The following is a 26,312-nucleotide window of genomic DNA, read 5'->3' as shown; positions in this document are numbered from 1 at the left end:
ATGTTTCCGTTCGAGGGTTGCTGTGAAGGGTTGCTCTCGAAGGATCACGCGGTGGCCGCACTACGTCACGTCGAAGACGACGAGCCCGGCGACCGCTACACCACTATGAGGGACGCAACTCTCGATCGGCACGGTGGAGTGGACCTTCTCGATCGACTCCACCAATGTCCGGGCCCACCACCACGCGGCGGGGGCCCGGAAAAAGGGGGCTGCAAGACCGACTGGGTCGAAGACCTCGCGGTCGCTGATGAGGCGATCGGCCGGTCGCGGGGAGGCTTGACGACCTCCAAGATCCATCTGGCGACCGACGGGCGCGGCCTGCCCATGAGCGTGACCCTGACCCCGGGACAGGCCGGGGACAACCCCCAGCTGCTGCCCCTGCTGGACCAGGTCAGCGTGAAGCGTGACGGGCCCGGTAGGCCCAGGAAGCGTCCCGACCGGGTCCTGGCGGACAAGGCCTACTCCAGTCCGTCGACCCGTCGCGCCCTGCGCAAACGCGGGATCACGTTCACCAGCCCGGAGAAGAAAGACCACACCGCCAACCGGCTACGCAAGGGCCATCGTGGTGGCCGCCCGCCCGCCCGTCTTCGACGCCGAGGCCTACAAGGGCCGCAACGTCGTGGAACGCTGCTTCAACCGGCTCAAACAGTTCCGCGCCCTGGCCACCCGCTACACCAAACGCGCCGCGTACTACCGCACCGAGCTCACCCTCGCCGCGATCATCCTCTGGCTCCGCGATTCACCGGACACGGCCTCGGTCCAAGTACGAGCATTGCGCGCCCAGGACAAGAGGACGCTGCGGTTGTGGCTTACGCGAGGTGAGCGCAGCCGGAGCGATCTTGACCGCATTTATGACCTAGCTCGGATGCTCGGAGCGTCCGACCGTGCCCAGCTGCGAGAGTACCTAGAAGGCGCCAACCACTAACCCATGAGAACGCGGAGCGCAGCATGCACGGGATCAGCTCGGATTTCGTGCTCCCAAACACGCACGGCCGTCCACCCGAGTTCCTCGGCTTCCTGGGTCGCGAGGGTGTCGCGTTCTCTCGTGCGCGTCATCTTCGCTGTCCACAGGTCGGCGTTGGGGCCTTCGAATCTCTTGCGCCTCCCGTGCTCAGGGCAGGAGTGCCAGTAGCATCCGTCAACCCATACAGCGATCCGGCGGCCTGGAAGCACGAAGTCAGGAGCCGAAGCTGGTCCGAGACGCCGGTGCAACCGGAACCGTGCTCCCATGGCATGGAGTGCGCGGCGCAGCTCGACCTCGGGCGTGGTGTTCCTGCTCTTGCGCCCTGAGAGGCTTGGGCTCGACTTCGTGCTGACCCACTGCTCCGCCATAGTGCCAGCCTACGAGGTGGTCTCAGCTGATCCGGTTCCGCGCTGTCGCGAACGCAAGGTGGCGGTCGTGGTCGCCTTGGCCGACGAACCCCTTGAAGGCGCCGAGCATGTAGGTTCGGTCCTCGTTCTCACCGTCAGTCTTGATGTGGAAGTCGCGCGAGAGCAGGCCTAGGCGCTGCTCAAATTCACTCAGGTGGATGTTTCCGCCTGCCGCCTTAATCAACTGCTTCGCGCTGAGGGGTCCGTCAGCGGCCTTGAGGGCGACGTAGATCGGCTCATGCTGCATCGCCTCGGCCTCGGCCTCCGCGAGGTCCTTGGGGCTTCCATCTCGCATGAGGGCGGCACGGATCGCGCCTCCAACAGCCCGTGCCACCGGTGGTGGGAATGCATTCCCGATCTGGCGGTACTGACTGGTCTTCCTACCTTCGAAGTTCCACGCGTGGTCACCGTCGTCGAGCCAGCCCTGGAGCACCTTGACCATCTCGATCGTGAGCTTCGGAACGTGATCCAGGCCGTGCTCCTTGGGATTGGGAGCGTCGTTGGCAATGCCCATCGCATCAACACCAAGTTCTGCCCAGGCGCGCTTGGCACGTGTCGGGCCTAGGTCGGCACCACCGTGCTTCTTCGACCCGCCGACGATAGTCGGGGCAATGCCCTGGTTCGCCTTGCGACGCCAGGCGTCGGCGCCCGGCCAGCGGTGCGTGTTCATGAGGTCGTAGAGGGCGTCTCCAACGCCCCCGGCGTAGGGAGTCTTTTCAGGCCAGTTGAAGTGGCGAGCGTCCTCCTCGTCATGCAAAGCGACGAGGATGAAACGCGGGCGCAGTTGCGGAACCCCGTAGTCGCGCGCCTCCAAAAGCTTCCAGTCCGACCAATAGCCAAGTGTGCTAAGCCGGTCTTTCACCCACTGCCGGTAGGCCGCGAATCTCGGCATCGATAGGCCGCGGACGTTCTCAAGCATCACTGCGCGAGGTTTCAACCGGGCGACCAGCTCAACAGCCCAGGCGAAGAGGTCACGTTCGTCGCTGGTACCAAGCTGCTTGCCCGCGATCGAGAACGGCGGACACGGCACGCCACCAGCGAGAAGATCGATTCCCACATAGTCGTCTGGGTTCCATACATGCCGTTCAGCGTCGAACTGTTCACCCGGTTCCGGTACCGCCGCGACGTCGCCCACAGCGACCCTCATGTCCCAACCAAGTCGCCTGCCGTTCGTGCTCAAGGTCTTCGCCGCGGTCTCGTCGATCTCGACGGCAAGCGAGTGCTCGAACCTGGCTAGATGGAGCCCGAGGCTCTGCCCGCCTGCACCGGCACAGATCTCGACGACGCGAAGTTCAGACACTCTCTGCTCCTTGACTTGTCAGACTGCGGATCACGTTCGACTCATTCAACACGCTGTCACTGACACTCACCCGACCTAAGTCACGGTTCATAGTGTGTAGCGAACCACAGTAGGCCCGGCCAGCGCGGATGTCTGCGGGGCGGCGAACATCACACGCTGTGTGAACGGGCCGCGGCGGGTAGCGCTCGGCATCGTCGCCCCACTCCAGAGCCCAAGCGCAGCAGCAGCGCAAGGCCCGTCACCGCACACATGCAAGCAGAAGGCCCCGCCCTGCAGACCTGCTCGACGATGCCCGTGACGGACTCACCATCAGCCAGACCACCGAGACAAGCCCGCCGCCATCTCGCCGACGTCGTGGTCGTCCCGAGATAGGCCCTGATTGCTGAGGCGCACACCCGACTCGCGTCCAGACTAGAGAAGCGCGGAGTGGGCTGCACCCTGCTGGGCGAAGTACGCACGCCGCGGCGAGTCCAGACACTCTCCGCGATCCGGCGCCGGTCATGGTCCCGACGTTGCTGCTGAACGTCGGCGGCGCTGGTAGACCCTGCTCGGGCAAACCTCTTCGCCCGGCAGAACAACGTGCTGCCCCCATCGGCACGCGGGCGCCGGTGCCCTGCGGCAAACGTGCAGAGCGACCGCGTCACGCATGCACTACAGAGGCCTCGGCGCGCCGGGTTCGATGGAAGGCGTACGAGAGCCCGCCCTGATCGTTCCCCGTGGGCTCACGCCGAACCCTGGAGCGTGAACCATGCCGAACCCGAAGTCGCCTTCGCTGCATGCGATGTTCGTCGCACTGACCGAGATCCTGGAGACGCTCGGTGAGGACCGCATCGCCCGTCTGACCTTGCTGCGCGGCGGAACCGTCACGATCGAACCCGTCCACCTGTCCGAGGGCGCCGACATCGCCCGCGACCTCGGCCTGTCCGAGACCTTCATCCAGCGCCTGGCGGTACCGACTGTCGCGGACTGGTGCGGGACTGTCTTGGGGCTGGAGTGCCATGTGCGGGCACTGGCCGGGAGAGAAGAGTGAACGGGCCCCGGCCGGTCGCGCTCGGCTACATTGCCGCTCACACCGGCGCCCAAGCTCAGGAGCAGCGCGAGGCCGTCACCGCGTATGTGCAAGCAGAAGGCCTCGCCCTGGCAGACGTGCTCGACGACACCCGCGACGGTCTCACCATCAGCCAGGTCACCGAGACTGCGCGCCACCACCAGGCGAACGTCGTGGTCGTCCCGGGCTCGGCCCGACTCGCCGAGGCATACACACGGCTCGCGTTCGAACTGGAGAAGCACGGCGTGCGCTGCACCTTGCTGGGCGAGGCTCGTACACCGCGTCGCGTCCGGGTTCTCTCGTCAGTCCGGCCACGGTCATGATCCCGACGATGCCGCTGAACGTCGGCGGCGCAGGCGGCGCCAGGTCGGGCAGACTTGCCCGTGCCAGTCCCCGGCCGACCAGGAGGTTGCCATGCCCACCGAATCCCGCGTCGAGTTCCGCTCGCTCGATGGGTTGCGGCTGGTTGGCGATGTCGCGATGCCCGAGGCACCGCCCACCGTCGGAGTGCTGCTGGTCCACGGTCGTGGGGTGACGCGGCACGAGTCGGGGTTCTTCGACCGGATCGCCGACGGACTCGCAGCCGCAGGAATTGCATCCCTGCGATTCGACCTGCGTGGGCACGGTGAATCAGAAGGAACGCAGGAGGACGTGACGCTCGCCGGGCTGCTGAACGACGTGCGGGCCGGCTTCGAGGCATTGCGTTCAGAGACGAGCGTCGCCTCGACATCATTGGTGGGTCAGTCGTTCGCGGGCGGGGTGTGCGCGCTGTACGCGGCCAGGCGGCCGGCGGAAGTGGGTCGACTGGTGATGCTGTGCCCGCGGATCGACTACAAGAAGCGCACCATCGACTCACGCCCGTACTGGGTTGACGACCATCTAGATGCGGAGCACGCCGAGTCGCTCACCCGCGATGGGTTCCTGCAGTACTCGGCGAGCTTCCGGCACGGGCGAGCGTTCCTGAACGAGGTGTTCTGGCTGCAACCACACACCGCTCTGGGCGACATCACAGCACCGACCCTGCTGGTGCACGGGGACGCGGACACGCAGGTCCCGATCGGCCCGTCCTACGACGCGATCAAGGAACTGAACGCCGACTCCCAGCTCATGGTCGTCGAGGGTGCGGGCCACGGGTTCTCTGTCGCCGGGGACAAGGCGTACCGGCAGCCACAGACCCTAGCCTGGCAGGCCGAGGTCATCGACGAGATCGCCAAGTGGGTCTCCCCGGAAGACTGACTGCGGAAGAAGCGGCCACTATCGTGAGGCCTCAGAGCCCCTCATGCGAGAGGAGACGGTGATGACTGGCAACGGCCAAGAGGCGGTTGGGTCGCGAATCGCGACGTACCGCAAGCTCGCGGGCTACACGCAGCGCGAGTTCGCCGACCATGCTCACCTCTCGCTCGGCGCGATCCGCAAAGTCGAGCAGGGCGAGCGCCTGCCCACCTACGGGTTCCTCAACACGGCCGCCCGCACGCTCGCCGTCAGTGTCGAGGAACTCACCGGGCAGCCCTACCGTGGCCGCGAGCGGGCCGACGCGCGCGTCCACGCACCGATCGCCGCGATCCGCGCCATTGCCCGCACCTATGACCTCCCGCCCGAGTGGCGTACCACGCCTCGCCCGCTCGACCTGATCGCCCGCGACCTGAACCAGGCCACGACCTACCGTGCCGCAGCCCGATACACCGCCCTGGGAGAAATGCTGCCGGCGCTCCTGGAAGAGCTCACGGCCTGCGTCCACCAACTTGACGGCAAGCCCCGACGCCGCGCCGCGCGTCTCCTGGCCTCTGGCTACTACATGGCCTACAGCCTGGCCTCACGGCTCGGCTACGTCGACCTCGCTTCGCTCTTGGAGGACCGTCTCCAATGGGCATCGGGCATGGCCGACGATCCGCTCTCGGTCGGACTCGCCCAGTGGACACGAGCGAACGGGTTCCAGATCGCCAAGGACTACGACGCCGGCTTGCGGCTCCTGGAGCGCGCCTACGATCTGCTCCAAGCCGACGTCGGCGACGCGCCGTCGGGCGCGGCAGTGACGCTGCTGGGCAGCATCCGACTCCGGCAGGTCACCCAGGCTTCCCGCGCCCGAGACGAGGACGCGACGCTCCACCACCTCGCAGAAGCCCGTCGCCTCGCCGAACTGGTGCCCGACGGCGTGGACCGTGTCCACTACCACCTGACCTTCGGCCCCGTGAACACCGCCGTCCACGAAATCGCCGCCCAGATCGAACTCAAGCACGCCGACGTCGCCGCAGAGCGGGCTCGTACGCTTCAACTGCCTGCTTCCATGCCGCGCACGCGCCGGGGCCATCACTTGATCGACGCCGCCCGCGCCTTCATCGCGGTCGGTGACCGCGACGCAGCACTCGACGCCCTGCAGCAGGCACGCACCGTCGCACCCCAGCAGACGCGCTACCACCCCATGGCCCGCGAAGCTGTCCGGGTTCTGGCCAGCCACAACCGCAAGGTCGGTGAAGACGTCCGGGGACTCGCCGCGTGGATGGGTTCGGCTACCACCGACACGCCGTAACGGCCTGTCAAGCCGCTCTGGCACCCCGAAGTACCCCGCCGCGGGGTACTTCGAGCCCTCCCCCTCCCGGAACCTGGTTCTGTCGAACCATCGATCGAGGGGGACAAATGGCAGGCCACGACATCACGAACCTACAAGGCCAGGAGCTCGGCCAACTGATCCAGTCAGCCGGCACGGCAGACGTGCTCGACCAACTTCGTGCCGCAACAGGCGAGAGCGGACCCGTCGTCGTCCTCGTCGTAGCGAGGAACGAACTGAGTCCCGATGACCCAGCCGCTCGACCGGCACAGGCCGACGCTTTGACGGCGCGGGCGACAGAGTCGGGCCGCCGAACGGGCCTCGCACGTCGTCGCCGCGAAGTCTGCAAGACGCAGGAAGGCCTCGCCATGGACATCGGAGTCGAGCGCTCCACCGTCGCGCGCTGGGAAGCCGGCGAGACGAGGCCATCCCTCTGGGCACGCCCCCGCCTCGCCAACGCGCTGGACATCACCCTCGACGCACTCGACGTGCTCTTGTGAATAGGCCGACCTGAGCCGCGTCAGCCCTACCGTCAACGCTTCCTGAAACTGACCCCTGCGGGCCGCCCCGGCCCTCAGAGGGTCAGTTCGCGAGTCGTCAACAGTGCCGGCCTCCCCGTCGTTCGTGAACGACGCGATGCCGTCCACGCCGACGACCGCACGGCACGATGGGTCGCGCTGTAGCAGCGTCGCCGCGCCTCACGAGCGGATCATCCGGATCTCGGCGATGACGTTTCTGTCGACGAGGCGTGCTCCGTCCCGCCTGAAGCCGTGCTTGCGGTAGAACGCCTGAGCACGCGGGTTCGGGTCCGCTACCCACAGTTGAGCAGGTCCGGACGGAAGCACCGCACCGAGAAGCGCCGCACCCGCGCCCGATCCATGGAGTGCGGGCAGGACATACAGCGACCACAACTCCCGATCGTGTACGGGGGCAAAGCCCTCCTTGGCCCGGGCCGGCCCGGCCTGCGCGAAGCCGACCACACGACCGTCCGCCTCGGCGACGACAGGCCAGCCCTCACGCTCGCCGTTGCCGAGACGCGCGGCCCAACGCTGCGTACGACGTTCGACGGTGTCGGTCAGCCAGTGCTCCTCGGGCAGCAGGTCGGCATAGGCGTGGCGCCACGTGGAGTGATGGACGACGGCCACCTGCTCGGCGTCGCCGACGACGGCGTCACGGATCATGAGTCCGGTCATGAGATGCCCTACTCGCTCGGACTGGGCTGGTAAGGCTCAGGACGGACGAACCTGCCTTGGGGTCCCGGGCGCGGTCCCCAGGACCGCTGCTTCGACGAGTCGCGGTCCGGTGTAATCCTCGGGGATCGCGTCCATGATGACTTCGTCGGCGGGTTGGCCGAGCCAGGAGCCGGTGCGGCGACGGGTGCCCACGATGCGGAAGCCAGCTTTCTCGTAGGAGCGGATGGCGCCGGTGTTCTGCGCGATGACAGACAGGTGGACGCAGCGCAGGGCGGCGACGTGGAACGCCCAGTCCAGCACCATGGTGGTCGCGGCGGTTCCGGTTCCCCGGCCGCGTTCGGCAGGTTCGCCGATGTAGATGAAGAACTCGGCGGTGCGGTAGCGGTCGTCGACGAGCAGGGAGGCCATGCCGACCGGCCGCCACACCTCGCCGTCACTGCTGTCGGTGTGGTCGCGGTAGATGGTGAAGCGGGTCTGGGTCTCGGTGTCCGAGAGCTGGTGGTCGAGCCCGGCGGTGCGTTCGGTAAGTGACTCAGGGGTCTGGCGGGCGTAGCCGGCCATCACGGGCAGGGAGTTCTCCCAGCGCCAGTACGACTCCAGCAGGTCGGCGCGCAGCGGGCCCAGCCCGACGCCGTCGTGGGTGAGCCACAGGTCAGGTGCGGTGTCCTCGTTGATGGTGAGCTCCATGGGTCATGGTGGTGAGCAGGGCGGTGATCCGGCTGCTGGAGGGCGCCTCGGCGACGGGCGCGTCGTCGACCTCGATCCAAGCGTGGAACTGGACGGGAAACCCGATCCGCGACGTCGTCTTTTCGACGAGGACCGACACACCACTCGCTGCTCGGACACCAAGGTGCGCGAGTGTTCTGTCTCGCGGGCACAGATCTCCTCCCGCTTCGGGTTGGTGAGTCTCAAGACAGATCGAGGTGCCGATTCATCGCCATGGCGGCGTCGGCAAGGTCCGCCAGTTCGACGACCTGCACGCCTTCCTGCTGAAGCTTCTCCACTCCGACGCACTCAGCGACAAACGTCGACGGCTCCCGCCAGGCGATGACCACACGCGGAATCCCTGCCCGCAGGATTCGGTCGGTGCACGGCGGCCGGGTCTTCGTCGCGCGTTCCGAGCATGGTTCGAGGGTGCTGTAGATCGTGGCCTGAGCCAAGCGCGGATCGTCGGCGTCGAGCTTGTCGAGGGCGGACTCCTCGGCGTGCACCTTCGGGTCGGTCTCCCTGGAGTAGCCGTAGGAGATCTCAACGCCATCGCTACCCACGATGACCGCGCCGACCGAAAACGCGCCTTCGACCCGTGGGCATTTCTCCGCGAGTTCAATGGCCCGGTTCATCCAGTGGTGGTGATCAAGCTCGGTCACTGTCAGTCTCCTTCGATAGTCGGTTGCGCAAGAGCGTGACATCCTCGATGTGAACGGGCCTATTCAGGATGCGAGGACGGCCCACCGCTTCCCAGCGTCACGGAACGCGGCGACTTCAGTCTGCGCAGTGCCCGGGTCGAATATCCCGTGCAACGCGCGAACATGGGTCAGAATCCGCTCCGAGCCGGTACTGACGCCAACCTCCATGGCGGTTCGCCCGAGCTGAGCCGCAGGCTCGACCTCGCCTGCCTTCGCGTAGGCGACCGCTTGCCGCGCCGCGTAGACAGCTTGATCCCGGGTGAACCCAGAGCGCATGCCGCTGATCGCCTGGCCGAATTGATCAGCGGCAACGCGGTGGTCACCGAGCGCGACCCGCCCGTGCGCCTGGTGGACGTCTATGTATGACTGATCCAGGAAGAAGCCGTAGGAAGGGTCTGTATCCGCGTCTTCCGCCAGATCGCGAGCACGATCAAAGGCACGCTCGCTGGTCGCGCGGTTACCTGCCAGAGCTGCGCCATGCCCCGCGAAAGCCGCAGCGACGGCACCGAGTCGGGTCCCGGGAGGCGCAGCACGGCCCGCCGCCTCAGCCAGTTCGACCGCCTCATTGCCGTCTCCGTGATCATTCGCGATATGTGCCTTCCGGATCAGGATGGCAGCGATCGAGTAGTCGTCGCCGAGCTGGTGCGACCACGTCAGAGCGCGGTCGGTCCAATGTTGCGCACGCTCCCAAGCACGGCGGTCTTGGTGAAGCCACGCCGCGAACTCGGCGTACAGGATCCGCATACGCTGAGTTGCGGTTGGTTCGCCGATGCCGACACGCCTGAGCTGTCCTATCCGTTCGATGCTCTGCTCTGTGAGCGGGATGACGGAACGTGCCCCGTGCAAGTTGTCGCTCTCGATGAGGGCGAGACGCAACCTGTGGAAGTGCTCGACCTGGTCGATCTGCGGCGCGTCCGCCAGGACTGCGGCGGGCGCTTCCCCACCGGCTACAGCCAACGTCGGATCGACCGCGAGCCAGTCATGTGCGATGCCTACGGCGGTACCGGCGCTGAGGACCAGGAAGTCACGACGATCGAACGCGGGATCTCCGGCCGTGGATTCCACCAAAGTTGGCCCGCGATCGAGCGCCCACGGTGCGGCTGTCGCGATCAGACCCGAGCCGGACATGCCTGTGCCGACTTCAGTCCGGGAATCGGGAGCGCTCGCAGGGATCTCGTCGAGCAGGTCCGAGAGCTCGTCGGCGGTGACTCCGAGCGCCTCGGCGAGCTTGGGCCTGACCCACGGCAGCGGAGCGGAGATACCCGCTTCCCACCGCGCCACCGTAGTGCGGTCGACCTCCAGGACGGCAGCAAGGGACTCCTGACTCAGCCCGCACACTCTGCGGCGTACGGCGAGCTCCGTGCGACGGGTCTGCATCGAGGCCTCCAACGAATGGCGGACTGAGCGCGCGGTCGGCGTCTCCCGGCCAAGGATCACGCACAAATCGGACCTTGGCCAGGTCGCGAGCACGGATGCTGCACGCTTGCTACAAGGATGCGGCAGTGCCGCACGCTGACCCGCTCGGTAGAGCTGCGTGCAGTAGACATGCGGCAGGATCGCTACAGGGACGCCCTACAGAGCTCTCCGCTCAACAGGTTCGAGCGCTATTCACGTGGCCTGTCGGTAGAACTCGAGGTTGACGATGATGTGGATCAGGGTTGGGAGTTCGGTCAGGCGGCCGCGGTAGCCGGTGGCGAGGATCTTCCAGTGCTTGAGCAGTCCGATGGTCCGTTCGACCGGTGCGCGTAGGGAGGCGATGTGCCGGTTGTGCTCCCGGTCGGCTCTGGAGCGGCGTTTCTGGCCTCGGGCCTTCTTCCGTGGCGTGAGGCGAGTGTGTTTCACGTAGGCGGTGTCGGCGATGACGGCGATCCAGTCCCGCTTCGCCCGCGCGGCAGTGATCTGGTCGGCCCAGCCGACCTCGTCCAGTGCACGCGAGTCGTGTCGCGAGCCGGGTACCGGTGTCGAGACGTCGGCCAGGGTGCCGTCGCGGAACGCTGCGACCTGCACGCCGAGGGCCTGCTTGTGATGCTTGGCGGCGTAGTTCGTGGTCCCGGTCCCTGTGCGGTTGCCCGTTGGGATCGGCGTGCCGTCGATCAGCACGGTGCCGCGTTCGAGCGCGTCGGCCAGATGCTTGCGGTCCAGGGCGGTGACCTGTCCGATCATCGGGATCAGGTACCGCCAGATCCGCGAGACGGTGGCTTGCGCGATGCCGAACAGGTCTCCTGTGAGCTGCTGGGGCAGGTTGTGCCGGGCGATGATCAGCACCATCGTGACCGCCCTGCCGAACGGAAGCGTGAAGTCGTACCGATCACCATCGGGCCGGCCGGTGTGGACCTGCCAGCAGCGAGCGATCAGTTCGGCGGTCTGGGCACCGGTCAACCCGGCGGTACTGTGGTGGCGCATCGGTCCTTCGGACGGTTCGAATCCTGGCGTAGACAACCTGGATCCAACCGCACGCAAGGACCGTTGCGCTATCTACCGAACCTTGCCCTGCAGCAGCGTCACCGCAGGCCAGAGCCTCACCAGCTCATGACCAGAACCGAGTTGCGTCCCTCATAGTGGTGTAGCGGTCGCCGGGCTCGTCGTCTTCGACGTGACGTAGTGCGGCCACCGCGTGATCCTTCGAGAGCAACCCTTCACAGCAACCCTCGAACGGAAACATCACGATGACCGCACCTCATATTGTCGACCCTGCCGGCCTGCTTGGCGAGGCCCTGGCCGAGGCCTCCCCGGACCTGATGCGTGACCTGTTGCAGACGGTGATCAACGCGCTGCTGTCCGCTGACGCCGATGCCGTGGTCGGCGCGGAGTGGGGCCGGCGCAGCCCGGAGCGCACCGCGCGCCGTAACGGGTACCGCCACCGTGACCTGGATACCCGGGTCGGGACCCTGGACGTCGCGATCCCGAAGCTGCGCACGGGGACCTACTTCCCTGATTGGCTGCTCGAGCGCAGGAAGCGTGCGGAGTCGGCGCTGATCACGGTGGTCGCGGACTGCTACCTCGCCGGGGTCAGCACCCGGCGGATGGACAAGCTCGTCAAACAGCTGGGCATCAACAGCCTGTCCAGGTCGCAGGTGAGCCGGATGGCCAGCGACCTGGACGAGCAAGTCGACGCCTTCCGTCACCGCCCGCTGACAGACGCGGGCCCGTTCACGTTCGTGACCGCGGACGCGCTGACCATGAAGGTCAGGGAAGGTGGGCGGGTGATCAACGCGGTCGTGCTGCTCGCGACCGGGGTCAACGGTGACGGTCACCGTGAGGTCCTCGGGATGCGGGTGGCCACCAGTGAGACCGGGGCGGCCTGGAACGAGTTCTTCGCAGATCTCGTCGCCCGCGGCCTTGCCGGGGTCCGCCTGGTCGTCTCCGACGCGCACGCCGGCCTCGTGGAAGCCATCGCGGCGAACCTGCCCGGCGCGGTCTGGCAACGCTGCCGGACCCACTACGCAGCGAACCTGATGAGCATCTGTCCCAAGAACATGTGGCCCGCCGTGAAGGCCATGCTGCACAGCGTCTACGACCAGCCCGACGCCACCGCCGTGCACGCCCAGTTCGACCGGCTGCTGGACTACGTCGCCACCAAGCTGCCCGATGTCGCCGCCCACCTGGACACCGCCCGCGCCGACATCCTCGCGTTCACCAGCTTCCCCAAAGACGTGTGGACCCAGATCTGGTCGAACAACCCGACCGAACGACTCAACCGCGAGATCCGCCGCCGCACCGATTCGGTGGGCATCTTCCCCAACAGGAACGCGATCGTGCGTCTCGTCGGCGCCGTGCTGGCCGAACAGACCGACGAATGGGCCGAAGGACGCCGCTACCTCGGCCTCGAAGTCCTGACCCGCTGCCGCCAGAACCCCACCACGACCACGGGAACGGAGGTCGACACCGTCCTCGAACTCAGCGCCTGACCCAACAAGGATCACCAAGCGCTACACCACTACTCGGGACTTGACCCAGAACCGAGCCGCTGAATAACGCTCTTCGATAAGACGTATGAGCGCTGTGGAGTTTTGCGCACTCAACCCTTCCAGGGTCGCCAGAAGGGGGCACCGTCCAAGCCATCGACGATGGCGTCTTTGAGGGCGCCAGGCCTCAAGTCGTGGCCCGGGAGGTCCGCGAGCGGCAGCCAGGCGAACTCGAGGTGTTCCTCCTGACTCGCGACGTCGCTGTCCACAAGGGTGGTCCGGAACACCAGGTTGATCTCGTGATGGACGCTTCCGTCGTCCTCCGTGTACCCGTGCTCGACGACGCCGACGAACCCCGTGACCGTTGCGGCCGCGGCGAGTTCCTCGTCCAGTTCGCGAAGAAGTGCAGACTCGACAGGCTCACCAGGTTCCACATGCCCGCCGGGCAGGAACGACCAGCTCTTGCCCTTCTGGCGGACGGTCAGGATGCGGTCCCCGTCGCGCACGACGGCGCGGGCAATGAGTTCGGTGCCAGAAGCATTCATAGGTGGACTCCAATTCGATACGTGGGAGGTCAGGATGGTCAGCCGCGAGGACATCGAAGCAGCCGTCGTTCAGGTACTGCCAGAGGTCGGCAGTGTGCGGGTGAGTCGGGAGCTACCTGCGGGCCGGAATCATCGGTCGTGGAAGGTCGAGTCCGACATCGGTCCGCTGGTCGCTAAGGTGCTCGTCGGCCGGGGCGACCTCGGAACCTATTCTTGGCGTGCCCGTTTGCACCGTACGGTGTCATCCCACGGCACGCCGGTCCCGGCCTTGCTTGCCTTCAATGAGGCCGTGGAGGGAGTCGGGCGGCGCGCGCTGACCGTGCTGCGGTACATCGAAGGCCGCGACGCTGCAGTCGCGATGGTCGGAGCACCCGCAGATGCAACACGCCGAGCCATCGGGGAGGCAGCAAAGGGCCTGGCCCGCTTGCACGACGTCGAAGTCAACGCGTTCACGGAACCCCACGATGCCCGCGATGCGGTGGGAGAAGAGGTGACATGGTCCGACGTCGTCCACAAGCGCCTCTCCCGGCTCGAGGCGCGCTACGCGGCAGCCGACATCGAGCCGACGACGGACCACAGCGCAGCGTTCGAACTGGTCTCCATGCTTGCCGAGGAGGTATCTCCCGTCACGCGACCCAGCGTCGTGCATCTGGACGTTCACCTTCCAAATATCGTGGTGGACGAGGCGCTCCGCTTCGTCGCGCTGATCGACCTGGAACACCTCGCCGTCGCGGACGCCGCGATGGACCTGGTGAAGCCCGGACTCTGGATGCTGCCGGGGAACCCTGGCTGGCGCGAGGCCTTCGAGGATGGCTATGCCGCCGCGACGGGGCCACGGCCGCGATGGGACGAACGACTCTCGCTCGCGACCGGGCTGGAGTTGCTGACGGGCGTCGAGTACTGGACGCGGGCCGGGGACTCGGCTCTGCTGGCCGACTACACGGAGGCGCTGACCCGATGGGTGAGGTCGCGAGGAGAGGAACATGCGATCTCCTGGGTCACCCCTTAACCACGGCGGTGACATCGTCCGCCAGCCGGCCCCACGCACGGTCACCGGTGTCAAGGATCTTCACCGGCAGCGGGGAATGCTCGGCATGCTCCACAAGCATGTCCTGGACGCGCCGCACGTGGGTGGCACGGGCTTCGTCGTTCGCACCGAATGACTCCAGGTAGCGCGCCCACCGAGGCCCTCGATGTGCGCGCGTTGATCTGACGCACTGCTCCTCGACCAGGTCGTCGGGGACGCGGAGCAGCGCCACGGTCAACCCCACGTCGGCCAGCCGCGCCTCGAGGTCACGGACCCGATCGAGCGGAGTGGGAAGCCGATAGACCGGCAGGTCGAAGGTCAGCCCTTCGAGCAGCGCGGTCGGTGTCCACTGCGGGGCGAATCGATGCGTCGGCAAGGTGCTCGCCGCGAACCTGGCATCAGCGTCTTCCAGGTGTCCCGTGAGGTTCTCCAGCCACTGCAGAATGGCGCTGAGATGGGCTGCGGCATCGCCCGGCGCATAGGTGTGCGTGGTGATGGTTGCAGCCTGCGGGATGGCAATCACGTACTGGCAGTTGGCGGCAGCGAGCCGCCGCAGCACCGAGCCGTGCACTGTCGTCTTGCCGGCTCCCCACACGCCGGCCAGGATGACGCCCCTCACCTCGTCACCCGCGCCCCAACGACATCGGCGATGCCGGCGAGTTCTGTCGGATCGGTCCATGTGTGCACTTCGACTGGAATCGCTGCGCCGAGCGCACACCATGCGCCAGCGACTTGTCGCGGTGGCGTGAAGCCGAGTGTGTCTCGCAGGGCGAGCCAGTCCTCGACGAACGGATCGTCCGTGCCGAAGCCGAGGATGCTCGCGAGCCCTTCGTTGTGGTCCATGGCGCCGTGCTCTGCACGTTCAAGGATCACGATGCGGGATACCAGCGCGGCGGCGGCGAGCCTCCGCCCCAGGTAGGTGCTCGCCTCATGCGGTGTGAACTCCATCTTGCCGTCCACGAGACCGTCACCGCGGCGTAGCGGGGGCGCTCCCCGTAGTGCGGACCGCAGGCGTTCGGAGCCCTGCGCCCCCTCAGGGGTGTAGCGCCAAGCGAGCGGTACACCAACGGCGAGCCAGCCCGCAGGGTCGGGGAGCAGGACCGCGCGGTCGTTCGCAACCGGTGCCCAGCCGTGTCGTTCGACGAGGCTCGTCATGACCGTGGTCTTTCCCGCACCCGAACGCCCTGCGACGAGCACTCCCCCACTGTCGCTCACGAGAACCGCGGCGTGAGCATGCAGGCCACCGCGCGCCTCAGCTCCGCGCAGAATGAACTGGCGGACGACGCGCAGCGTCACCCTGGCGGCGATCATCGCGTTGTCTGCTTCGACGGTGACGGTCGTGCCGTGTACGCGGACAATGTGGTCGTCAGTTGCGGGAAGCAATGTGACGTCGCCGTCGGTCTGCCAGGCCGTGTACCGGTGGGTCGGGTGGCTCAGGCGGGGGCCGAGCGCGGTCGCTCTCGGCCGCACAGCTCCGCCTGCACCGGGTGCCACCCTGGCCTCGACCGTCAGCAGCGGGGCATGAACCCGAGCGGCGACGAGCGGCGACAGGTAGTCGGTCAGAATGCGCAGCACCGCAGGTGGGGCGAGGAGGTCGCAGTGTCCGACCCGGGTGTCGAGGGTCAGATGGTCCATCACGCCTCCCGCCTCGCGCCCGTTTTTGTGCGGCGGACCCAACGCGCGATACCTGGCGAGGTCAGCGAGGGAAGGCCGAGAGCGCCTTGGTCCGCATGCTCGGTCAGCCAGCGCGGTGTGAGCGTTCCGAGTTGATGGCGCCGGGTGGCGACAGGTCTGGGAGACGCGGTCCAGCGGGCGCAATGGTTGACGAACGAGGCGCCGAGCACCGGCCACGCGAAGTCTGCCACGACGGCTGCACGGCCGACGTTGCTCAGCCCGAACAGTTCGTCAGGCGAGTGCAGGAGGCGGACGATCCTGTCCGGCCAGCCCGTGATGTCGTCGTCCACGATCACGCCGGGGTGGTCGGGTGCGAGTCCCGTGACTGCCTCTGGCGTACCCAGCACAGGAAGTCCAGCGACGAGGTAGTCGAGGACCTTCATCTTGGCGCCCGAACCGGCGGTGAGCGGAGCCATCGCGAGGGAGACGCTCCACGTAGCTTCGTCGATGGACTCGACAGGCCCGGTGAAACGGAGTCCTCCCGCAGTTGTGCCGGGAGTGACCGGACTGCGCCCGACGATCCGGAACTCTGCGTTCGGCACCTGTCTGCGCACGGCAGGTGCGATCGTGTCGCGGATGAGCCCGACAGCACGGGCGTTGGGCTCGTAGTAGAGATTCCCGAGGAACAACACCGTGAATGAGGCAGGGTCGGGGCCCCAGGCACGCCGTCCGTCAGGATCGCAGCCGTTGGGCACCATCGCGAGATCGTCGGGGGATACGCCGAAGTTCGTCGCCAAGGTCGCTTCGTTACGTGTGGACACGACAACCCTGTCGGCGACGGCGAAGGCCGCTCGCTGTGCCGACACGTGGGCTGCAACGACGTCTGCGGACGAGCCGAGGCTGCTGGCGACGGCCGCGTCGTCGTCGTGGACGTCATACACGAGGACAGCCCCGAGCCGGTCCGCGAGATCCCGGCCCATCTCGACGAGCGCCTCGGCCTCGCACTGGACCACGATGTCAGGACGCGCCGGTGCCAGAACGCTCGCGAGCGCCGCGGGCGAGTAGAAGTCATGCGGGTGCACCGTCATGACGGCGTGCGACCAGTCGGACGCGGTGCCGACATCAGACCCGCGGTCTCCGAGAACGAGCACCACCTCGGCTCCCGCATCAGCCGCACCGCGCGCCAGGGCGAGGGTGCGGGCAGGGGTACCAGCGAGGGCTTGACCACGGTGAACGTTCGGCGAGTCCAGAAGAAACGCGATTCGGAGCGGCGTGTTCATCCGGTCACCCCAGCGGGCGTTGGCACGACAGTCGTGGCAGCGAGCGTTGCGGCGAGGCCGTCCCGGAGCGATGTCGCGGGATGACCGACTGCGGAGACAAGTCGGTCCGGCGCCGCACACAGAGTCTTGCGTTCGACCTGCCGAACGCGTGCCGGGTCCACCTCGGTCACGAGGTTCCTCCCGACGACGTCACCGATCAGCCGGACAAGGTGGTAGCCGGTGGTGGCGACGCCAGTGCCGACATTGAAGATCCCGGTGACGGTCGAGGCAAGGAACGACGAGAGCATGTCGGCGACGTCGTCGACGAAGACGTAGTCGCGGGCGCTGCTCAGGTCGCCGAGAGAGAGTCGTGTCTCGCCCGCGGTCACCTGGCGGAGGATCTCCGGGATCAGGTGAGGGTGCGGGTCCCCCGGGCCGTACACGTTGAACAGCCGTGCCACGACCACGCCCGAGATTCCCAGGCGATGTGCCTGGTCACGTAGGAGGTGCTCGCCCGTGAGCTTCGAGGTCCCGTACACCCCGCGGGGAGCGACGAGGGAGGTTTCCGCGTGTGGGGCGTCGTCCGTCGCGTAGACGTCGGCGGTCGAGGCGAACAGGAAGCGCTTGGGCGGAGCGACCGCACAGGCGTCCAAGATCCGCTGCGTGCCGAGCACGTTGACGTCCAGAGCCGCACCCGGAGCCGCTTCGCACTCGGGGATGAAGTGCTTCGCTGCAAGGTGGGCGACGGCCCACGGACGGGCCTCGCGCATCAGGCTGGTGAGCGAAATGCCATCACGTACGTCGGCGATTACGACGTGGACGCCGTCGTCGGGTAGGAACTCGGCGAGTCGTCCGAGCGTCCCGGCGCTGCCGTCGTCGACGGCGACGACAGTGTGCCCGCCGCGCCGCAGGGCGCGCACCAGCGGTACACCGACGAGGCCTGCTGCGCCGGTGACGAGCACCGGCCGTGTAGTGGCGTCAGCCGCGAGGGCAGGGTGGATCTTGAGCATTCGTGCCTCCAACCAGGACGGATGGTCGTAAACGCGGGGCGAGATTCCATCCAACCCAGATCGGGAAGCAGACGACATGGCATACGTGTCGCGTCCTTGTCGCGCTCCTGTTGCGCGGCGGTCGAGATCGCAGGCCCTCGCATGGAGAGCACGGTGTCTACGTCGCCTGAGGGCCCGGGGTTGACCACTCCTGGCAGGCAGAAGGGAGCTCCGTCATCATCACGGTCCAGTGGCCGTCGATCGCGGGGTGCCCCCTCGCCTCCTTCGAGGATCGCGAACTGGGGTCGAGTGTGCGCCCTTCGACAAGCAGAGCGCTGACCAACAAGCGTCCGCGGGCCTGCGCCCACCTGAGGCCCATGGCATTCCTCGTCCGGATCACGTCCGAACAAGGACCCATCAACCGAGCTGGGCCATCGCTGACTTCAGTCGTTCCAGGGTCCGTTCGCGGCCCAGAACCTCCATCGACTCGAACAGCGGCAGCCCGACGCGCCGCCCGGTGATCGCGACGCGGACGGGGGCCTGCGTCTTGCCGAGCTTCAGCCCGTGCACGGCACCGATCTCCTCCAGCGTCGTCTTCAGCGTGTCAGCGTTCCAATCGATCGCTTCGTATCGCTCGATCGTGGCCGCAAGGATGTCAGCCGCATGCTCGCCGCGCATCGCCTTGTCCCACGCCGCCTCATCGATCGCGGGCCGTTCCAGGAAGAGGAAGTCGACCATCTCGACGACGTCGCCCAGCAGCACGATCCGCGTCTGGACCAGCTCCGCCACGGCGTCGAACACTGCCGGGTCGTAGGCTTCGGCCGGCCATGGCACGTCGTCAGACGTCAGCCACGGCTGCACAGCGTCGGTGAAGGCATCGACCGCCATCGCGCGGATGTAGTCCCCGTTGAACGCCTGCAGCTTCTTGATGTCGAAGAACGCCGGGGACGGGTTGACGTCCTCCAGCCGGAACTCGGACACGATCTCGTCCCAGGGCACGATCTCCCGATCGTCGGACGGGGCCCAGCCCAGCAGCATCAGGTAGTTGCGCATCGCCTCGGCCACGTAGCCTTCGGCGCGGAAGTCCTCCAAAGCGACCCGATCCCGGCGCTTGGACAGCTTCTGCCGCTTCTCGTTCACCAGGATCGGCGCGTGCGCCCAGGTCGGTGCCTGCGCGCCGAGAGCCTCCCAGATGAGCTGCTGCTTGGGCGCGTTCGGCAGATGCTCCTCGGCGCGCATGACATGGGTGATGCCCATCTCCATGTCGTCGACGACGTTCGCGAGCAGGAACACCGGCGACCCGTCACCGCGGGCGATCACGAAGTCCTCGAGCAGTCCGTTCTCGAACTCGGGCTTGCCGCGCACGAGGTCTACAACAATCGTCGTGCCCTCGTCCGGCGTGCGGAACCGCACCGCACGGCGGTCACCAGGCTCCAGGCCACGGTCGCGGCAGAACCCGTCGTAGCCCTTGTGGCTCGACCCGGTACGTGCGATCACGTCCTCGCGCGTGCAGTCGCAGTAGTACGCCCGGCCGTCCGCGAGAAGCTTGTCGATCGCTTCCTGGTGCTTGCCCGCGTAGTCCGACTGGAACAGCGGACCCTCGTATTGCGACTCGTCGATCCCCAGCCACGCCATCGCTTCCAGGATTCCCTGCACCCACTCCGGCTTCGAACGCTCGGCGTCGGTGTCCTCGATCCGCAGGACCAGCGACCCACCCGATTGCCGCGCGAACACCCAGTTGAACAGCGCCGAACGAGCGTTCCCGACGTGGAACATGCCCGTGGGCGAGGGTGCGAAGCGAACTCGGATCTCGGGATTAGTCACAGCGCAGAAGCCTATCTGGACGCTTCTGAGATTCCGGTGTCGGTAATCCGTGCGGTTACAGCGACATAGCGGTTGCCAGAGCTGACGGTGTGCACGTCGGCGCCTGCGGCCTGAGCCCCAACACCAACGGCCCAGAGCCATCGTTCGATGCCCTCGTACCCGACGGGCGGGAACTGGTAGGTGCTGGGGAAGTCGCAGACGCCGACGAGCATGGGCTACTCCTTGGAGGTCGTGCCGTCCGGGTTGATCCGGGCGAAGCCGAGGTACTTGGTCAGGGCGTGCGGGAGCAGAACCGATCCGTCGGCCTGCTGGTGCTGTTCCAGGACTGCCGCCAGCGTCCGCCCCACCGGCAAGCCGGAACCGTTGACGGTGGCTGCCGGGGTGGTCTTGCCGTTCTCGTCACGGGTGCAAATGCTGGCGCGGCGCCCCTGGAACGTGCCGAAGTCAGACACCGAGGAGATCTCGCGGTAGGTGTTCTGGCTGGGGAGCCACACCTCGATGTCATATGTGAGCTGGGCGGAGAAGCCGGTGTCGCCCGCGGCGAGAGTCACGACGCGGTAGGCGAGGTCGAGTTCCTTGAGACACGCCTCGGCGTGCTCGACCATGGCCTCCATGTCGGCACGAGCATCATCGGCGGTGGTGATCCGGACCATCTCGACCTTGACGTACTGGTGCTGGCGGATCAGCCCTCGGGTGTCCCGACCGTACGAACCGGCCTCCGACCGAAAACATGGAGTCAGAGCGGTGTCAGAGCGATGGGCAGTTGGCCAGGAGCGATGATCTCGTCGGCGTACAGGTTGGTCAGCGGAACCTCGGCAGTGGGGATAAGAAAGAGGTCACGGTCTGCTACAGCGGTTCTGAAGAGGTCCGCTTCGAACTTCGGGAGCTGGCCAGTGCCGGTCATGGTCTTGCGTGTCACCAGAAACGGCACGGAGTGCTCCACGTACCCGTGACGTTGAGTGTGCAGGTTCAGGAACAACGTGGACAGGGCGCGCTCCAGCGCAGCTCCGGCACCGCGCAGCACGCTGAACCGCGGTCCGGACAGCTTCGTCGCCCGTCCGAAGTCGAGGATCCCCATGGCCTCTCCGAGATCGACCTGGTCCTTCGGCTCGAAAGCAAAGACCGGTGGCTTGCCGACCTTGCGCTGTTCGACGGCGAACTCCTCCGAGTCGCCGTCAGGTGCGTCGTCCGATGGAAGGTTCGGGATCTCCAGGAGCGCGGTGGTGAGCTTCCCCTCGGCATCCTCGACGTCCTGCTCAGTCTGACGTGCGCTCTGGTAAGCAGCGGCCGGTCGTACACGTTCCAACCGTCCTACACGCAGTCCCAGGCGAACCGGCCCTCGAGGCAATCGCGGCTCAGGAATGCGTACCCTGTGCCGCCGCCGAAGCTGAGCGCGGGCTCGCCCCAGTCGTCGAAGCCGTCGATCTGGAAGAAGAAGCGCCAGTTGCCCGTCACCGGCATGGGCAGGTGCGGCTGCCACAGAACAGGCCTGCCACCTACATAGCTGCGGGGAGCGAACGTCACCCCCTCAGGGAACTGGGCCGGGAACCCGTTGCGCTCTGCCTCACAGTAGTCCGCCTCCAGTTCCAGCCCTCGTTCCACCTCGGTGTCGAGCGGAACGAGATCGACGCGCAGCTCGACCGGAGGGCCGGCGTCCCACTCCGGTCCACGCTTCCACAGGCTCGGCCCAGTCGCGGACTCGACGGTCTCGATGAACACCGGGACGCGCCCACCGGGCTGGACGATGAGCGCGTTCTCGCCGTCCTCGGCTCCCCACGTGGGATACAGTCCACCGTCGTCCGTCATGAAGAGGTAGGCCATCCGCTCCACGCCCCCAGGGATCGGGAACTGCCCGATGAACATCATCTGCTCGCCGTCAGTTCTGGACAGCGGCCACTGGGCCTGGTCGAGCCACACAGGTTGTCCGCCAAGTTTCGCCCGCACATCGGTGATCGGGGCGGCGACCGGGACGAAAACCATCTGCCGTCTTGGCCTCAACCAGGCGCTACCAGGGTCGACGCCGGACACGCCCGTGTGCTCCACGACCCACATCATGCCGGAGACCGACGAGTTGCTGGCGAGCGCACGTCCACGATTCGCGGGCCTCGTCGATCAGAACGCCATCACCAAGATCTGACAGTTCGTCCACGACTGCACAACCCGGGTTGCGACCTCAGGGTTCACTCCTGCCCGGCCGTTCCAGAGACAGGAGCTGTACCGTCGATCTGGTCACATCCGTTCCGGCGCAGCGATGCCGAGCAGGTCGAGTCCCGTGGCCAGGGTGCGCCCGGTGAGGTCGCACAGCGCCAGCCGGTTGGCCCGGACCGCATCGTCATCCGCCTTGAGGACAGGGCAGGCGTCGTAGAAGCGGGTGAAGGCCGTCGCGACGTCGTACAGGTAGCCGCACAGGCGGTGCGGCTCCAGCGTCGTGGCGACATCACGCAAGGTCGCGTCGAACGCGTCGAGGGTCAAGGCGAGGTTCTTCTCGGCGGCGTGCGCCGAGACGGTGGTATCGACCTTCCCGGCGGTCTCGCCGGCCTTGCGCAGGATGGATCGCACCCGCGCGTGCGCGTACTGGAGGTAGACGCCGGTGTTCCCGGTGGTGGCGACCATCTGGTCAACGTCGAACACGTAGTCCTTGGTGCGGGTGTTGGACAGGTCGGCGTACTTGATCGCCGCGGTCCCGGCCGCGCGCACGACGTCGTCCAGTTCCTCGTCGGTGAAGTCGTGCTGCTTGTCCTGGAGCACGGCGCGGACGGCGGACTCGGCGTCGTCGAGCAGGTCCGCGAGGCGGACGGTCTTGCCCGAGCGTGTCTTGAACGGGCGCCCGTCCTTGCCCAGCACGGTGCCGAACCGGACGTGTTCGGCGTGGACCGGCTCCGGGAGCCAGCCGGCCCGGCGCGCGGTGTCGAACACCATGGTGAAGTGCAGCGCCTGGCGGGCGTCGACGACGTAGAGGATCCGGTCGGCCTTGTACTCCTCGACCCGTAGACGCATCGTGGCCAGGTCGGTGGCGGCGTAGCCGAACCCGCCGTCCTTCTTGCGCACGATCAGCGGGACCGGGTCGCCCTCGGGGTTGTTCACGCCGTCGGTGAAGGTGACCACGGCGCCGTCGGACTCGCTCGCGATGCCCTTGGCCTGGAGGGCTTCGACGATGCCGGGCAGGGCGTCGTTGTAGCGGGACTCGCCGTCGAAGTCGCCCTCGTCCAGCAGGACTCCGAGGCGGTCGTAGATGACCTGGAATGCCTTCTCGGACTCGGCGACCAGGTCACGCCACACCTCGACCGTCGCCTCGTCGCCCGACTGGAGCGCGACCACGCGGGCACGGGACCGGTCGGCGAACGCCGCGTCGGCCTCGAACTCGGCGCGGGCGGCCTTGTACAGGGCGTCGAGGGCGGACATGGTGTCGGCGCCCTGGCCCTTCCAGGAAGCCTCGGGGTGCTCGTCGAGGTACTGGATGAGCATGCCGAACTGGGTGCCCCAGTCGCCGATGTGGTTCTGCCGGGTGACGTCCGCGCCCAGGTGGCCGAGCACGCGCACGAGCGCGTCACCGATCACGGACGAACGCAGGTGGCCGACGTGCATCTCCTTGGCGACGTTCGGCGCCGAGTAGTCGACGACCACCCGCTCCCCCGCGTGCGGGCTGCTCACGCCGAGGCGCGTGTCGGCCAGGCGCGCTGCGACGGTCGACCAGGTGACGTCGTCAGGCACCGTGAGGTTGAGGAAGCCGGGACCGGAACAGGTTGTCACCCAGCCCGCATACCGAAGCTCCCTGGCGACATCTATCGCGATCACAGAAGCAGGGATCCCCACCTTCTTGGCCACGGCGAGCACGCCGTTGGCCTGGAAGTCGGCGCGGTCGGATCGTCGGACCACCGGGTCGGTGCCGGCCAGCTCAGCCGGGAGCACCTGGGTCAGGGCAGCCTGAACAGCTGCCTCCACCTGGGCGGAGATCGCGACGACGTCGGTCACGCGGGAACCTCTCGTTCGAAGGGACTGCTCGCTGGCGAGCGCGGCTAGTCTACGGAGGCACCCCGGCATGAGTCGGCGCGGATATGTTGACGCCGTGGCCAGGAAACAACGGAAGACTCGGAGCTTCGCGTCTCCAGGCCTCCGGCAACGGATCTGACAGCGCTCCATCGGACGCTCGCCCACGTCACCAGGGCAGACGTCACCGTCGGTGGCCAGCTCTTGCCCTTCTGGCGAACGGCGGGATGCGGTCCCCGTCACGCACAACGGCGCGGGCGATGAGTTCGGTGCCGGAAGCGTTCATGGATGGACTCCATCGCGATCACGTGGGAGGTCAGGAGGTCAACGGCGAAGACATCGAAGCAGGAGTCGTTCAGGTCCTTCATGCTGGCGCCAGCCTCGCTGCCCCGAACATCTCGACGCTCGCATGGAGACGGTGATGAACAGCTTCGACCCGTCGGAACTCATCGGGCACCGGTGCGCAGCCGTCAGTCGGATCGTCCACCAGTTCACCGGGGAGCCATCAACCTTCAGGCCTCTCGGTCATCTCGTTCTCGTCCATCCGGTTCAGCAGCGCTTTGGCGGCCACAGCAATTCGGTCCCAGTTGCCCTCGATGCCCGCTTCGACGGCGTCGGAGAACCGTTGCAGCAGGGCCAGTTCATCCCGGTAGATGGCCACGTCCACCGTGGTATCGGGTGGGTCAATGACGCTCGTGTCGTCGAGAAAATCAAGGAACCGGTCGAGCGCCCCGGGCCGCCCGTCCATGACGTCAAGCGCTTCCTCGTTCGAGGCTGCGCTGACCTCGACAAGCCAAGCGCGGAGGTCTCGCCGAACCCCGGGAGCCGCGAGATCGCTGTTCTTGAGGTGCATTCCAGGGCCTTCCTTCGGCCCGCTCGACCAACGGGGCACAGGTACCGATTGACATACTGACAGATGAAGCCTGGCAGTCATCTTCTATCTACCAACCTGGCCGCAAGATCCGAGGAAAACGGACTCAAAGCCTTCCACGCTTCAAGGGATGAGTTCCCAACTACTTCCTCCACTAGTACAGCCAGCCGTCGCACCGACTTGACCTCGTCAACGTATATTAAGTGGCCAACCATGCCTTCTGGGTTGTCGAGAACACCAGAGTCGTCGAAAAAATCCAAAATATCGTAAACCAGCTCGTCATTACTCCCTTGCGCTGCAGCTTCCGCGAATGAAGCATCACCCATCGTCCGAAGAACGTCGATAAACTGCTCACGCAACCAGGGAGTATCCAGATCTTTTCTATTTGCCATTCCATGAACTCCAAGTTCACCACTCAGAACGTCAGGCGGTCATGCCCGACAGCCGACCGACGGACGAGCCGTCGATCCTGCACGACGCCGATGCCACCCGCGCCCGATTGCCACGCCTTGCCGAGCGTTTTCCTCACCGGTTCAAGCCGCGGGCAGCAGCACCTCTCCTGGCTCCTGCCGAAGGAGAGCCATCCGAGCGCGCGATCCTGTCCGAATACCAGAAGGGCCTGTCAGACGGCCGGTCGGTCGCGACGTCGTCGAGGCTGAGCAACAAGCACCTCGTCCCGGACTGGGGCCGCCTGTTCTGGGAAGCACACGACGAGGGCTAGCGACCCTGGAGCTGCCAGGGCATCCGCCGGCGAACTCGGCCGAGCGTCACGTCTTGCTCCCCACCGACACATGGGCATCGCTCGCGCCGATCGTCGCCGCGACGTCGTCGGGCAACGGATACGGCCGCTCCGGCGGCAGCAGCGCGGCAACGTCCTCGCCGTCGCGCACGGCCCGGTGCAGTTCGTACACCTCCTCGGTGATGTCCCGCAGGTCGACGATCCACTCGTTCACGTACCGGTCGACGGCGTACCCGCTCAGCCCTACCTGGAGCGAGCGATACGCCAGCGCCGTGCCCGACGCCGTCCGTTCCGGGTCCCACTGCACGCGCACCGCGGTGGTCTTCTTGCGCAGTTCCCAGGCCACGGCGTCGTCGTACACGGTGCGGTCGAAATGGCTCAGGCAGGCGCCGGCGAGCGCCTCATGCCATCCGTCCCGCGTGATGCGGATCGCCAGAACGCGTTCCTGGCCGGGCTTGGTCGCCCACCCACAGCGGTACATCATCCACGTGAACGACGGCTTGATCCACGTCATCCGCTCCCGCTTGAACGGCGCCACAAACGTGCCGGCCTTCAGCGCGGCATTCGCGATCGGCGGAGGGTACGCCTGATAGACCGTGATCGACTCCGCGTCGAACACCGCACGCACCTCACGGGCCGGGCGAGGCGCCGGGGGCTCTTGAACGGACACGTTCACGGAACGTAGCAGC

Annotated in this window: 31 protein-coding genes and 1 pseudogene; 11 read left to right on the top strand and 21 right to left on the bottom strand. The window is 66.8% G+C overall.

Translation table 11 applies throughout. The features are described 5' to 3' along the window. Positions 1 to 531 (top strand): annotated as a pseudogene (locus tag EDD34_RS21555) (transposase); the annotation flags it as partial. A 34-nt stretch (positions 532 to 565) separates the two neighbouring features. Continuing rightward, the gene (locus tag EDD34_RS04780; protein WP_170176974.1) at positions 566 to 925 is read left to right on the top strand and encodes a transposase; all 360 of its coding nucleotides are present in this window, start codon (positions 566 to 568) and stop codon (positions 923 to 925) included. On the opposite strand, the gene EDD34_RS21550 is transcribed toward EDD34_RS04780, so the two are convergent. Together EDD34_RS21550 and EDD34_RS04770 are read right to left on the bottom strand one after the other, a co-directional pair. Continuing rightward, on the bottom strand, positions 922 to 1,332 hold the full coding sequence (locus tag EDD34_RS21550; RefSeq protein ID WP_123813551.1) for a very short patch repair endonuclease: 411 nt from the start codon (positions 1,330 to 1,332) through the stop codon (positions 922 to 924). The genes EDD34_RS04780 and EDD34_RS21550 overlap by 4 nt on opposite strands. Before the next feature lie 22 nt (positions 1,333 to 1,354). Next, positions 1,355 to 2,671 carry a DNA cytosine methyltransferase gene (locus tag EDD34_RS04770; RefSeq protein ID WP_123813550.1) on the bottom strand — a complete coding sequence of 439 codons (1,317 nt, stop codon included), beginning with the start codon at positions 2,669 to 2,671 and terminating at the stop codon, positions 1,355 to 1,357. 748 nt (positions 2,672 to 3,419) lie between these two features. Here EDD34_RS04770 and EDD34_RS04765 point away from each other — a divergent pair. The 5 genes from EDD34_RS04765 (at position 3,420) to EDD34_RS04745 (ending at position 6,764) form a co-directional block, all read left to right on the top strand. After that, the gene (locus EDD34_RS04765) at positions 3,420 to 3,701 is read left to right on the top strand and encodes a hypothetical protein (protein WP_123813549.1); all 282 of its coding nucleotides are present in this window, start codon (positions 3,420 to 3,422) and stop codon (positions 3,699 to 3,701) included. After that, a complete protein-coding gene (locus EDD34_RS04760) occupies positions 3,698 to 4,042 on the top strand; it encodes a hypothetical protein (protein ID WP_123813548.1) in 345 nt (114 codons plus the stop codon). The genes EDD34_RS04765 and EDD34_RS04760 overlap by 4 nt, the downstream gene beginning before the upstream one ends. A gap of 91 nt (positions 4,043 to 4,133) precedes the next feature. Then, positions 4,134 to 4,955, top strand: a complete 822-nt coding sequence (locus tag EDD34_RS04755; RefSeq protein ID WP_123813547.1) for an alpha/beta hydrolase — start codon at positions 4,134 to 4,136, stop codon at positions 4,953 to 4,955. Between the two features lie 61 nt (positions 4,956 to 5,016). After that, on the top strand, positions 5,017 to 6,246 hold the full coding sequence (locus tag EDD34_RS04750) for a helix-turn-helix domain-containing protein (RefSeq protein WP_123813546.1): 1,230 nt from the start codon (positions 5,017 to 5,019) through the stop codon (positions 6,244 to 6,246). 107 nt (positions 6,247 to 6,353) lie between these two features. Continuing rightward, the gene (locus EDD34_RS04745) at positions 6,354 to 6,764 is read left to right on the top strand and encodes a helix-turn-helix transcriptional regulator (protein WP_123813545.1); all 411 of its coding nucleotides are present in this window, start codon (positions 6,354 to 6,356) and stop codon (positions 6,762 to 6,764) included. A 198-nt stretch (positions 6,765 to 6,962) separates the two neighbouring features. Here the strand turns inward: EDD34_RS04745 and EDD34_RS04740 are convergent, their stop codons facing one another. The 5 genes from EDD34_RS04740 to EDD34_RS04720 all read right to left on the bottom strand — a co-directional run bounded on the left by EDD34_RS04740 (position 6,963) and on the right by EDD34_RS04720 (position 11,266). Beyond that, positions 6,963 to 7,445, bottom strand: a complete 483-nt coding sequence (locus EDD34_RS04740) for a GNAT family N-acetyltransferase (RefSeq protein WP_246012189.1) — start codon at positions 7,443 to 7,445, stop codon at positions 6,963 to 6,965. A 48-nt stretch (positions 7,446 to 7,493) separates the two neighbouring features. After that, the gene (locus EDD34_RS04735) at positions 7,494 to 8,144 is read right to left on the bottom strand and encodes a GNAT family N-acetyltransferase (protein ID WP_123813543.1); all 651 of its coding nucleotides are present in this window, start codon (positions 8,142 to 8,144) and stop codon (positions 7,494 to 7,496) included. A gap of 221 nt (positions 8,145 to 8,365) precedes the next feature. Beyond that, positions 8,366 to 8,824: a cytidine/deoxycytidylate deaminase family protein gene (locus tag EDD34_RS04730; protein ID WP_123813542.1), complete on the bottom strand. Its 459-nt coding sequence runs from the start codon at positions 8,822 to 8,824 to the stop codon at positions 8,366 to 8,368. A 63-nt stretch (positions 8,825 to 8,887) separates the two neighbouring features. Further along, positions 8,888 to 10,240: a helix-turn-helix domain-containing protein gene (locus tag EDD34_RS04725; protein WP_123813541.1), complete on the bottom strand. Its 1,353-nt coding sequence runs from the start codon at positions 10,238 to 10,240 to the stop codon at positions 8,888 to 8,890. A gap of 231 nt (positions 10,241 to 10,471) precedes the next feature. Further along, a complete protein-coding gene (locus EDD34_RS04720; RefSeq protein WP_123813516.1) occupies positions 10,472 to 11,266 on the bottom strand; it encodes a transposase family protein in 795 nt (264 codons plus the stop codon). A 263-nt stretch (positions 11,267 to 11,529) separates the two neighbouring features. Here EDD34_RS04720 and EDD34_RS04715 point away from each other — a divergent pair, with 263 nt between their 5' ends. Further along, complete coding sequence (locus EDD34_RS04715; RefSeq protein ID WP_123813540.1) at positions 11,530 to 12,771, top strand: IS256 family transposase; 1,242 nt, start codon at positions 11,530 to 11,532, stop codon at positions 12,769 to 12,771. 110 nt (positions 12,772 to 12,881) lie between these two features. Here EDD34_RS04715 and EDD34_RS04710 read toward each other — a convergent pair whose 3' ends face one another. Further along, positions 12,882 to 13,274 carry an NUDIX domain-containing protein gene (locus EDD34_RS04710; protein ID WP_211341488.1) on the bottom strand — a complete coding sequence of 131 codons (393 nt, stop codon included), beginning with the start codon at positions 13,272 to 13,274 and terminating at the stop codon, positions 12,882 to 12,884. 73 nt (positions 13,275 to 13,347) lie between these two features. On the opposite strand from EDD34_RS04710, the gene EDD34_RS04705 reads away from it, so the two are divergent. After that, positions 13,348 to 14,322, top strand: a complete 975-nt coding sequence (locus tag EDD34_RS04705; protein WP_170176973.1) for a phosphotransferase family protein — start codon at positions 13,348 to 13,350, stop codon at positions 14,320 to 14,322. Here EDD34_RS04705 and EDD34_RS04700 read toward each other — a convergent pair. From EDD34_RS04700 to EDD34_RS20835, 9 genes are all read right to left on the bottom strand, one after another. Then, positions 14,312 to 14,959 carry a hypothetical protein gene (locus EDD34_RS04700; protein ID WP_123813537.1) on the bottom strand — a complete coding sequence of 216 codons (648 nt, stop codon included), beginning with the start codon at positions 14,957 to 14,959 and terminating at the stop codon, positions 14,312 to 14,314. The two genes, EDD34_RS04705 and EDD34_RS04700, sit on opposite strands and share 11 nt — an antisense overlap. Further along, a complete protein-coding gene (locus tag EDD34_RS04695; RefSeq protein WP_170176972.1) occupies positions 14,956 to 15,978 on the bottom strand; it encodes a hypothetical protein in 1,023 nt (340 codons plus the stop codon). Before EDD34_RS04695 ends, EDD34_RS04700 begins: the two co-directional genes overlap by 4 nt. Further along, the gene (locus EDD34_RS04690; protein WP_123816324.1) at positions 15,975 to 17,234 is read right to left on the bottom strand and encodes a glycosyltransferase family 4 protein; all 1,260 of its coding nucleotides are present in this window, start codon (positions 17,232 to 17,234) and stop codon (positions 15,975 to 15,977) included. Before EDD34_RS04690 ends, EDD34_RS04695 begins: the two co-directional genes overlap by 4 nt. Continuing rightward, positions 17,231 to 18,223 carry an NAD-dependent epimerase/dehydratase family protein gene (locus EDD34_RS21070; RefSeq protein WP_170176971.1) on the bottom strand — a complete coding sequence of 331 codons (993 nt, stop codon included), beginning with the start codon at positions 18,221 to 18,223 and terminating at the stop codon, positions 17,231 to 17,233. Before EDD34_RS21070 ends, EDD34_RS04690 begins: the two co-directional genes overlap by 4 nt. Before the next feature lie 396 nt (positions 18,224 to 18,619). Beyond that, a complete protein-coding gene (gene gltX, locus EDD34_RS04680) occupies positions 18,620 to 20,026 on the bottom strand; it encodes a glutamate--tRNA ligase (protein ID WP_246012188.1) in 1,407 nt (468 codons plus the stop codon). Positions 20,027 to 20,037: 11 nt separating this feature from the next. Further along, complete coding sequence (locus tag EDD34_RS21065; RefSeq protein WP_246012187.1) at positions 20,038 to 20,238, bottom strand: hypothetical protein; 201 nt, start codon at positions 20,236 to 20,238, stop codon at positions 20,038 to 20,040. Between the two features lie 3 nt (positions 20,239 to 20,241). Beyond that, on the bottom strand, positions 20,242 to 20,709 hold the full coding sequence (locus EDD34_RS20845; protein ID WP_246012630.1) for an aminoacyl--tRNA ligase-related protein: 468 nt from the start codon (positions 20,707 to 20,709) through the stop codon (positions 20,242 to 20,244). A 53-nt stretch (positions 20,710 to 20,762) separates the two neighbouring features. Further along, positions 20,763 to 21,332, bottom strand: a complete 570-nt coding sequence (locus EDD34_RS20840; protein ID WP_211341486.1) for a hypothetical protein — start codon at positions 21,330 to 21,332, stop codon at positions 20,763 to 20,765. 5 nt (positions 21,333 to 21,337) lie between these two features. Continuing rightward, complete coding sequence (locus EDD34_RS20835; protein ID WP_211341485.1) at positions 21,338 to 21,892, bottom strand: hypothetical protein; 555 nt, start codon at positions 21,890 to 21,892, stop codon at positions 21,338 to 21,340. Between EDD34_RS20835 and EDD34_RS04665 the strand changes: the two genes are divergently transcribed. Then, positions 21,882 to 22,163 carry a hypothetical protein gene (locus EDD34_RS04665; RefSeq protein ID WP_123813533.1) on the top strand — a complete coding sequence of 94 codons (282 nt, stop codon included), beginning with the start codon at positions 21,882 to 21,884 and terminating at the stop codon, positions 22,161 to 22,163. The genes EDD34_RS20835 and EDD34_RS04665 overlap by 11 nt on opposite strands. Positions 22,164 to 22,255: 92 nt before the next feature. Here EDD34_RS04665 and argS read toward each other — a convergent pair whose 3' ends face one another. The 3 genes from argS to EDD34_RS04650 all read right to left on the bottom strand — a co-directional run bounded on the left by argS (position 22,256) and on the right by EDD34_RS04650 (position 25,243). Next, positions 22,256 to 23,998 (bottom strand): arginine--tRNA ligase, encoded by a 1,743-nt coding sequence (gene argS, locus EDD34_RS04660; protein WP_123813532.1) that lies wholly within the window; start codon positions 23,996 to 23,998, stop codon positions 22,256 to 22,258. 520 nt (positions 23,999 to 24,518) lie between these two features. Then, the gene (locus EDD34_RS04655) at positions 24,519 to 24,866 is read right to left on the bottom strand and encodes a hypothetical protein (protein ID WP_123813531.1); all 348 of its coding nucleotides are present in this window, start codon (positions 24,864 to 24,866) and stop codon (positions 24,519 to 24,521) included. Positions 24,867 to 24,943: 77 nt separating this feature from the next. Next, positions 24,944 to 25,243 (bottom strand): hypothetical protein, encoded by a 300-nt coding sequence (locus EDD34_RS04650; RefSeq protein WP_123813530.1) that lies wholly within the window; start codon positions 25,241 to 25,243, stop codon positions 24,944 to 24,946. A 74-nt stretch (positions 25,244 to 25,317) separates the two neighbouring features. Between EDD34_RS04650 and EDD34_RS04645 the strand changes: the two genes are divergently transcribed. After that, positions 25,318 to 25,605 (top strand): hypothetical protein, encoded by a 288-nt coding sequence (locus EDD34_RS04645; protein WP_123813529.1) that lies wholly within the window; start codon positions 25,318 to 25,320, stop codon positions 25,603 to 25,605. A gap of 46 nt (positions 25,606 to 25,651) precedes the next feature. Here EDD34_RS04645 and EDD34_RS04640 read toward each other — a convergent pair whose 3' ends face one another. Then, positions 25,652 to 26,293 (bottom strand): DUF4291 domain-containing protein, encoded by a 642-nt coding sequence (locus EDD34_RS04640; protein WP_123813528.1) that lies wholly within the window; start codon positions 26,291 to 26,293, stop codon positions 25,652 to 25,654. Positions 26,294 to 26,312 lie beyond the last annotated feature (19 nt).

Origin of the sequence: Myceligenerans xiligouense, from assembly GCF_003814695.1 — a bacterium.
GTDB lineage: Bacteria > Actinomycetota > Actinomycetes > Actinomycetales > Cellulomonadaceae > Myceligenerans > Myceligenerans xiligouense.
The sequence above is the reverse complement of the archived record's forward strand: the minus strand, read 5'-3'. Positions and strand labels throughout refer to the sequence as shown.

What these genes read in the sequence shown, in the direction of transcription:
- EDD34_RS20835 (WP_211341485.1), bottom strand. Translation starts at nt 21,892, where the DNA reads ATGATGTTCATCGGGCAGTTCCCGATCCCTGGGGGCGTGGAGCGGATG.
- EDD34_RS04645 (WP_123813529.1), top strand. Translation starts at nt 25,318, where the DNA reads ATGCCCGACAGCCGACCGACGGACGAGCCGTCGATCCTGCACGACGCC.
- EDD34_RS04690 (WP_123816324.1), bottom strand. Translation starts at nt 17,234, where the DNA reads ATGAACACGCCGCTCCGAATCGCGTTTCTTCTGGACTCGCCGAACGTT.
- EDD34_RS04765 (WP_123813549.1), top strand. Translation starts at nt 3,420, where the DNA reads ATGCCGAACCCGAAGTCGCCTTCGCTGCATGCGATGTTCGTCGCACTG.
- EDD34_RS21070 (WP_170176971.1), bottom strand. Translation starts at nt 18,223, where the DNA reads ATGCTCAAGATCCACCCTGCCCTCGCGGCTGACGCCACTACACGGCCG.
- EDD34_RS04735 (WP_123813543.1), bottom strand. Translation starts at nt 8,144, where the DNA reads ATGGAGCTCACCATCAACGAGGACACCGCACCTGACCTGTGGCTCACC.
- EDD34_RS04745 (WP_123813545.1), top strand. Translation starts at nt 6,354, where the DNA reads ATGGCAGGCCACGACATCACGAACCTACAAGGCCAGGAGCTCGGCCAA.
- EDD34_RS04755 (WP_123813547.1), top strand. Translation starts at nt 4,134, where the DNA reads ATGCCCACCGAATCCCGCGTCGAGTTCCGCTCGCTCGATGGGTTGCGG.
- EDD34_RS04655 (WP_123813531.1), bottom strand. Translation starts at nt 24,866, where the DNA reads ATGCACCTCAAGAACAGCGATCTCGCGGCTCCCGGGGTTCGGCGAGAC.
- EDD34_RS04715 (WP_123813540.1), top strand. Translation starts at nt 11,530, where the DNA reads ATGACCGCACCTCATATTGTCGACCCTGCCGGCCTGCTTGGCGAGGCC.
- EDD34_RS04665 (WP_123813533.1), top strand. Translation starts at nt 21,882, where the DNA reads ATGAACATCATCTGCTCGCCGTCAGTTCTGGACAGCGGCCACTGGGCC.
- EDD34_RS04740 (WP_246012189.1), bottom strand. Translation starts at nt 7,445, where the DNA reads ATGATCCGTGACGCCGTCGTCGGCGACGCCGAGCAGGTGGCCGTCGTC.
- EDD34_RS21550 (WP_123813551.1), bottom strand. Translation starts at nt 1,332, where the DNA reads ATGGCGGAGCAGTGGGTCAGCACGAAGTCGAGCCCAAGCCTCTCAGGG.
- EDD34_RS21065 (WP_246012187.1), bottom strand. Translation starts at nt 20,238, where the DNA reads ATGCTCGTCGGCGTCTGCGACTTCCCCAGCACCTACCAGTTCCCGCCC.
- EDD34_RS04750 (WP_123813546.1), top strand. Translation starts at nt 5,017, where the DNA reads ATGACTGGCAACGGCCAAGAGGCGGTTGGGTCGCGAATCGCGACGTAC.
- EDD34_RS04725 (WP_123813541.1), bottom strand. Translation starts at nt 10,240, where the DNA reads ATGCAGACCCGTCGCACGGAGCTCGCCGTACGCCGCAGAGTGTGCGGG.
- EDD34_RS04720 (WP_123813516.1), bottom strand. Translation starts at nt 11,266, where the DNA reads ATGCGCCACCACAGTACCGCCGGGTTGACCGGTGCCCAGACCGCCGAA.
- EDD34_RS04705 (WP_170176973.1), top strand. Translation starts at nt 13,348, where the DNA reads ATGGTCAGCCGCGAGGACATCGAAGCAGCCGTCGTTCAGGTACTGCCA.